At 60.9% G+C, this 6846-nt stretch carries 7 protein-coding genes and 2 pseudogenes; 8 read left to right on the top strand and 1 reads right to left on the bottom strand.

Annotated elements, in window-relative coordinates; translation table 11 throughout:
• The 8 genes and pseudogenes from VMJ11_RS29265 to VMJ11_RS29230 all read left to right on the top strand — a co-directional run.
• Nucleotides 1-824: reverse transcriptase domain-containing protein (locus VMJ11_RS29265; RefSeq protein WP_325624241.1), on the top strand; the 824-nt coding region annotated here is incomplete at its 5' end.
• A gap of 78 nt (nt 825-902) precedes the next feature.
• Nucleotides 903-1982: pseudogene (locus tag VMJ11_RS29260) on the top strand (IS3 family transposase); the annotation flags it as partial.
• A 32-nt stretch (nt 1983-2014) separates the two neighbouring features.
• A pseudogene (locus VMJ11_RS29255) lies at nt 2015-2566 on the top strand (4-hydroxyphenylacetate 3-hydroxylase N-terminal domain-containing protein); the annotation flags it as partial.
• Nucleotides 2540-3322 carry a 4-hydroxyphenylacetate 3-hydroxylase C-terminal domain-containing protein gene (locus VMJ11_RS29250; RefSeq protein WP_325624243.1) on the top strand — a complete coding sequence of 261 codons (783 nt, stop codon included), beginning with the start codon at nt 2540-2542 and terminating at the stop codon, nt 3320-3322. The pseudogene VMJ11_RS29255 and the gene VMJ11_RS29250, both read left to right, overlap by 27 nt.
• A 75-nt stretch (nt 3323-3397) precedes the next feature.
• The gene (locus tag VMJ11_RS29245) at nt 3398-4336 is read left to right on the top strand and encodes an intradiol ring-cleavage dioxygenase (RefSeq protein ID WP_325624239.1); all 939 of its coding nucleotides are present in this window, start codon (nt 3398-3400) and stop codon (nt 4334-4336) included.
• A 14-nt stretch (nt 4337-4350) separates the two neighbouring features.
• Nucleotides 4351-4680, top strand: coding sequence for a Dabb family protein (locus VMJ11_RS29240; RefSeq protein WP_325624237.1), 330 nt, complete (start codon nt 4351-4353; stop codon nt 4678-4680).
• A gap of 25 nt (nt 4681-4705) precedes the next feature.
• Complete coding sequence (locus VMJ11_RS29235) at nt 4706-5299, top strand: malonic semialdehyde reductase (protein WP_325624236.1); 594 nt, start codon at nt 4706-4708, stop codon at nt 5297-5299.
• 36 nt (nt 5300-5335) lie between these two features.
• Nucleotides 5336-6394, top strand: coding sequence for a maleylacetate reductase (locus VMJ11_RS29230; RefSeq protein ID WP_325624235.1), 1059 nt, complete (start codon nt 5336-5338; stop codon nt 6392-6394).
• Between the two features lie 156 nt (nt 6395-6550).
• On the opposite strand, the gene VMJ11_RS29225 is transcribed toward VMJ11_RS29230, so the two are convergent.
• Nucleotides 6551-6745, bottom strand: coding sequence for a hypothetical protein (locus VMJ11_RS29225; protein ID WP_325624233.1), 195 nt, complete (start codon nt 6743-6745; stop codon nt 6551-6553).
• Between the last annotated feature and the right edge of the window lie 101 nt (nt 6746-6846).

Raw genomic sequence — 6846 nt, 5'->3', positions numbered from 1 at the left:
GTGCGTTTGACCACGTTGACCACGAACTCATGATGAAAGCGGTGCGGCAACATGCCCGCTGCAAATGGGTAGAGCTGTACGTGGAACGCTGGCTGAAGGCGCCGATGATGAGGGGGCAGGAAATGGTGTCGCGGACGCAGGGCACGCCGCAGGGTGGTGTCGTCAGCCCGGTACTGTTTAATCTCTATATGCATTATGCCTTCGATACCTGGATGGCGAGGCACTTTCCGGACACGTCGTTCGTGCGGTATGCGGACGATGGATTGGTCCACTGCAAAAGCGAAGCCGAAGCCAGGCGGTTGCAGGAGGCAATCGGTGCACGTCTGAAGGCCTGTGGTCTGGAGTTGCATCCTGAGAAGACGAGGATCGTGTACTGCCGGGATGGGAATCGCAAGAAAGACTATTCCACCACGAGCTTCGACTTTCTGGGATACACCTTCCGTGGCCGGCTGGCCAAAAGCAAGCGCGGTGTTTACTTCAACAGCTTCAGTCCTGCCCTCAGCGGCAAGGCGGCGAAACGCATCCGCGAGAAAATGCGGACGTGGAATATCGGTCGCTGGACGGAGGCTGGGATCGAAGACATCGCCGCCCAGGCCAATCCAGCCTTGCGAGGATGGTGGAACTATTACGCGGCGTTCTACATGAGCGAGTTCAAGCGCGTGATTGCCCACTTCAACGACATTCTGGGGAAATGGGCGGTACGCAAGTATCGCCGGTTTAAACGGAGTCGTGCCAAGGCTCGGATTTGGCTCCGGCAGTTGGCGGAGCGCGCACCAGAGATGCTGTACCACTGGAAGCAGGGGGTATTGCCATCGGCTGGGTGACAAGAGCCGTATGAACCGAGAGGTTCACGTACGGATCTGTGAGGGCCTGGCGGGGAAGTTCCGCCGGGCTACTCGACTCTGGGGAAGCAACGAGGACGATTGATCAACGTCCCGGATCGCCTGTTATGTATATCGTTGATACGCGAGGCAGCGCAGTCAGGCTGCCGGCTGGAGAAGGCTTGCGCCGAGCTGGGCGTGAGCCTGCGCACGTTCCAGCGCTGGGTGGGTGACGGTGACGCGGTGCGTGCCGATGGTCGTACCACGACCGAACGGCCGTCACCGGGTAACAAGCTGAGTGAGGCCGAACGGCAACAGATTCTTGAGGTAGCCAATAGTGCGGAGTTTGCCAGCCTGCCGCCCAGCCAGATCGTGCCGAGGCTGGCGGATCGCGGCGTGTATGTCGCGTCGGAATCGAGCTTTTATCGCGTGCTGCGCAGCGCCTCGCAGCAGCATCACCGGGGTCGTGCGCGCAAGCCTTCGACCCGGGTGGTGACCAGCCATTGCGCCACTGGTTCGAACCAGGTCTGGTCGTGGGACATCACGTGGCTGCCGGCGGCGGTCAAAGGACAGTACTACTACTGGTACATGATGCTGGACGTGTTCAGCCGTAAGATTGTCGCTCATGAAGTGCATGAAGCCGAATCGGCGGAACTGGCCGCGTTGCTGATGCGACGTGCCAGTCTGGCCGAGGGACTGGCCGGGCGTCCCCTGGTGCTGCACTCGGATAACGGCAGCCCGATGAAGGGCGCGACGATGCTCGCCACTTTGGAAAACCTGGGGGTCGTGGCCTCGTTCAGCAGGCCGCGTGTGAGTAACGACAACCCATTCGCGGAGTCGTTGTTCCGCACCTGCAAATACCGGCCCGACTATCCGCGCAGACCGTTCGGCAGCATTGATGAAGCGCGGGCCTGGACGCAGCAGTTCGTGCGCTGGTACAACCATGAGCACAAACACAGCGGCCTGAAATTCGTCACGCCGGCGCAGCGCCACAACGGCGTCGCCGCCGCAGTGCTTGCGCAACGTGAAGCTGTTTATGCAGAGGCCAGGCAGCGCAATCCACGGCGTTGGTCCCGATCGACGCGCAATTGGGAATTGAAGGATGAAGTCTGGCTCAATCCGGAGCGCATGCAGCCGGAAGAACTAAAGCAGTTCGCGTGAAGTGACGCGACAAGTACGTTGACAACCGCCGCAAACGCAAGTATCACGAGACGGTCATGCGGGAGCTCGCGGGCGCTTCGTTCCCGCGCACACCCGACGTCAACAACTACGTGCTGATGACTTACGCCGACGACCCGACGCCTTGGGAAACGCAGGCCATCGGCGCGGAAGGCCAGAATCTTGCGAAGAACATCATGGAATTCGTGACGCACGCAAGAGACAACGATCTGAATTGCGCGCCGCAATTCGTCGATGCGCAAATGGATCGATCTGGCCCGGAGGCACAAGCGAAATCGCCCGGACTGCGCGTGGTAAAGAAGGATGAGCACGGCATTACCGTCACCGGCGTCAAGGCGATCGGCACGGGTGTCCCGTTTGCGGACTGGATTCATATCGGCGTTTTCTTCCGTCCCGGCATTCCGGGCGAGCAGATCATCTTTGCCGCCACGCCGGTCAATACGAAAGGCGTGACCATCGTTTGCCGCGAGAGCACGGTAAAAGACGATGACATAGAACACCCGCTTGCCGCGCAGGGCGACGAGCTCGACGGCGTGACCGTGTTCGACAACGTCTTTATTCCATGGAGCCATGTGTTTCACATTGGCAATCCGGAGCACGCCAAGCTGTATCCGCAACGTGTCTTCGACTGGCTGCACTATGCCGCGCTCATTCGCCAGGTGGTGCGCGCGGAGCTGATGGCGGGCCTTGCCGTGCTGATCACGGAGCACATCGGTACGAACAAGATTCCGCAGGTGCAGACGCGCGTCGCCAAGCTGATCGGCTTCCATCAGGCGACGCTCGCACACATGATCGCAGCCGAAGAACTCGGCTTTCATACGCCGGGCGGCCATTTCAAGCCGAACATCCTGATCTATGACTTCGGTCGCGCATATTACCTCGAACACTTCTCGACGATGATCTATGAACTCGTCGATCTGTGCGGCCGCAGCGCGCTGATTTTCCCGACGGAAGCGCAATGGAAGGACACGAACCTGGGTCCGTGGCTCGAGCGCATGAACAACGGTCCGACGGGCAAGCCGTATGACCGCGTGAAGATCGGTCGCGTCGTGCGCGATCTGTTCCTCTCGGAATGGGGCGGCCGGCTCTTCATGTTCGAGAACTTCAACGGCACGCCGCTCCAAACCATCCGCTCGCTGACGATGCAGCGCGCAGAGTTCGCTGCGTCGGGCCCATACGGCGTGCTCGCGTCGAAGGTGTGCGGCATCGAACATCACGACGAACTCCTGACGGAATACGCCGCCTCTGCAGACTACGCGAAGGCTCAAGACAAGGCGCGCCATCAGGAGCAGCTCGCGATCCACAGCGCACTGACGGTCTGACGGGCAACGGCGTGCGACCCATGATGCGTCGCACGCCCGGCAGGTTCAGGCAGGTTCAGGCAATTGGGAGGCACCATGAGAAACGTCGATGAAGACACGATTACGCAAATCGTCCTTGCGAGTCAGGCGGGGACTCAGGGTCCACGGTTCAAGCAGATCATGACGAGCGTCGTCCAGCATCTGCACGCGCTTGCCCGCGACGTCGAGCTGACCGAGGACGAGTTGTATCAAGGCATCCAGTTCCTCACGGACGTGGGCCACATCACCGATGACAAGCGGCAGGAGTTCATCCTGCTGTCGGATACGCTGGGCCTGTCGATGTTGGTGACGGCGCTCAACAGCCGCAAGCCGGCCGGCTGCACGGAGTCGACGGTATTCGGGCCGTTCTTCGTTGCGAACGCACCTCGGTACGAGAACGGCGATGACGTCGCGAACGGCGCGAAGGGCGAGCCCTGTTTCGTGAGTGGGCGGGTGACAGGGCTTGCCGGCGAGCCGGTGCCCAATGCGCGCATCGAGGTTTGGCAGGCTGATTCGGCGGGTTTCTACGACGTGCAATACGACGGGGCGACTGCGGATCAGGGGCGCGGCACGTTGCGCAGCCTCGAGGACGGGTCGTTTCACTTCCGCTCGATCACGGCGGTAGCCTATCCGATTCCCTATGACGGCCCTGTGGGCCGGATGCTCGAGGCACTTGGCCGGCATCCGTGGCGGCCCGCGCATCTGCACTTCATGATTGAAGCGCCCGGCTACGAACGGCTTATCACGCATGTATTCCGCGCGGGCGATCAATACCTCGACTCCGATGCGGTCTTCGGTGTGCGTTCGTCGCTGATTGCGGACTGGCGGCACCACGAGCCGGGCAAGGCGCCCGATGGCACGAACATCGACACGCCGTTTAGCACGCTTGACTTTACATTCGTTCTCAACCGAGCGGCAATTGTGGCCCCGCGTCAGAGTGATCAGGGCGGAGCATCGGAATCCCGTGCCGCAGCCGGAAACTGGCGTATGGACTAAAGCTGGAGGGCTTGATGGTCAAGCACATCGTGATGTGGAACCTGAAGGGCGACACACCTGACGCAAAAGCGAGTTCCATCAGCCGCCTCAAGGCGGCATTCGAAGGGCTGGTCGGCAAGATTCCCGGGCTGCTGCACATGGAAATCGGCGTGGACATGAGTCGCGTCGACTACGCGTGCGATGTCGTGCTGTATTCCGAATTCGACTCGCACGAATCGCTTTCGGCCTATGCGGTCCATGCCGAGCATTTGCGCGTGAAAGCAGAACTGGGCGACCTGCGCATCGCACGGCATCAAGTGGATTATCCGGCCTCGCCTATAGCCTCCGGTGCCACGCGCACCTAGCCCTTACTTTCTCTGGATATTGAACATGCTGAACACGCAGTCTGCATCCACGCTCGACACACTGTTTCGCACTGCCCGCTCACACAATGGCTGGCTCGATAAACCGGTGACCGATGAGCAGGTACGCGCGCTTTACGATCTGACCAAATACGGCCCGACGAGCATGAACACCTCGCCGGCACGCTTCGTATTCCTGCGTACGCCCGAAGCCAAGGCGCGCCTGCTGCCGGCGTTAGCGCCGGGGAATATCGACAAGACGCTCACTGCCCCGGTGTGTGTGATTGTCGCCTACGATCGTCGCTTTTATAACCGCCTGCCGGCGCTATTTCCCCATCATTCCGATGCACGGACGATCTTCGATGGGAAGGAGGATCTGATCGAGAGCACGGCATTTCGTAACGGTAGCTTGCAGGGCGCTTACCTGATCCTTGCTGCGCGTGCGCTCGGGCTGGACTGTGGCCCGATGTCGGGCTTCGACCCGCAGAGAATCAACGACGAGTTCTTTCCGGGCGGCGACGTCAAGGTCAATTTCCTTTGTAACATTGGTTACGGAGATCCGGGCAAGGTGTTCGAGCGCTTGCCGCGGCTGTCGTTCGACGTAGCCTGCTCGCTCTTGTAAAAGCGCATTTGAGTCATTCATCGAGGGAGCCGCCTCATGCAGGATTCGTTTGTCTATCAGATGCTCCCGGCGCGGGTCGTGTTTGGTCGCGGCACCAGTGCGACTTTGCCTGCCGAGGCCGAGCGGCTCGGCTTGCGCCGCCTGCTGGTGCTGTCGACGCCGGAACAGGTCGTGCTGGCGGAGCAAGTCCGGCAACTGCTCGGCGAACGTGCCGCTGGTGCGTTCAATGACGCTACGATGCATACGCCAGTCGAGGTGACGGCGCACGCGTTGGAAGTCGTGAAAGCTGAGCGGATCGACGGCGTCGTCGCGGTGGGGGGCGGTTCGACCACGGGGCTTGGCAAAGCCATCGCACTGCGCACCGATCTGCCGCAGATCGTGCTTCCGACTACTTACGCAGGTTCCGAAATGACGCCGATCCTCGGCGAGACGCAAGGCGGTCGGAAGACGACGCAGCGTAGTCCGAAGATCCAGCCGGAGGTGGTGATTTATGACGTGGATCTGACGCTCTCGTTGCCACCGGCGATGTCGGCCCTTTCGTCATTCAACGCGCTCGCGCACGCAGTCGAGGCACTCTACGCGCCGGATGGCAATCCGATCGTCTCGATGATGGCCGAGGAGGGTGTGCGCGCGATTGTCGGTGCGCTGCCACGTGTGCTGAAAGAACCGGGCGATGCGCAGGCGCGTGCGTCGCTGCTTTATGGTGCCTGGCTTTGCGCGTGCTGTCTCGGTGTGACCACAATGGGGCTGCATCACAAGCTGTGTCATACGCTGGGCGGCCTGTTCGATCTGCCGCATGCCGAGACGCATGCCGTCATGTTGCCCCACGCGCTCGCCTACAATGCGCCGATGATCCCTTCCGCCATGGCCCGGCTGTGTCGTGCGATGGGGACCGATGATGCTGTCGGTGCGCTGTTGCAACTCGCACGTGACTGTGACATTCCGCTCGCATTGCTCGACATCGGGATGCCGTATGAAGGCATCGCGCGTACGGTCGACGAGGCGTTGAGGAATCCATATGAAAATCCACGCCCGGTCGAAGCCGGCGCCCTTGCTGCATTGCTTGAGCGCGCCTGGGCGGGTATGTGCGATTGAAGGCTTTGATGAGCGGAGAACGTTGTGCTCGCGGTTACTTCATCGCGTTGGGAGGGCGGGGTCGAGGAGTGACGTCGTCACGCGCATGGGAGTGCAGCTTCGGGTCACCGTCTTCGCTCCAGCGAACCTGATGCCGGACGAGGACCTCGCAGGTGTTCAATGCATGCGGGCGACCGCTTCGAGAATGCTCCCGCCTTCCTGTGTCAGACGAGGGAGGAGGTTGCCGCCAGCCCGTTCTTCGAGCGCGACGAGCTGGCGCTCTACCAATGCGTCCAGTTCGGCGCGGTCGGCGATTGCGTCTGGGGCATCCTTGACCAGCATTAGCGTGGCGAACTCATGAGGGCTTAGCATTTCGATTCCTGGTCCTGGTTGGGCAGTAGGGCTTACCGGTCACCGCTTTATTCGATCTCCATTCCGGTAAATCTTCTACAACGCAAATAACATTAAAAATG

Source organism: Paraburkholderia sp. (genome assembly GCF_035501035.1).
Taxonomy (GTDB): Bacteria; Pseudomonadota; Gammaproteobacteria; order Burkholderiales; family Burkholderiaceae; genus Paraburkholderia.
Note: the sequence above shows the minus strand (reverse complement) of the source record. Positions and strands in the feature narration are given on the sequence as shown.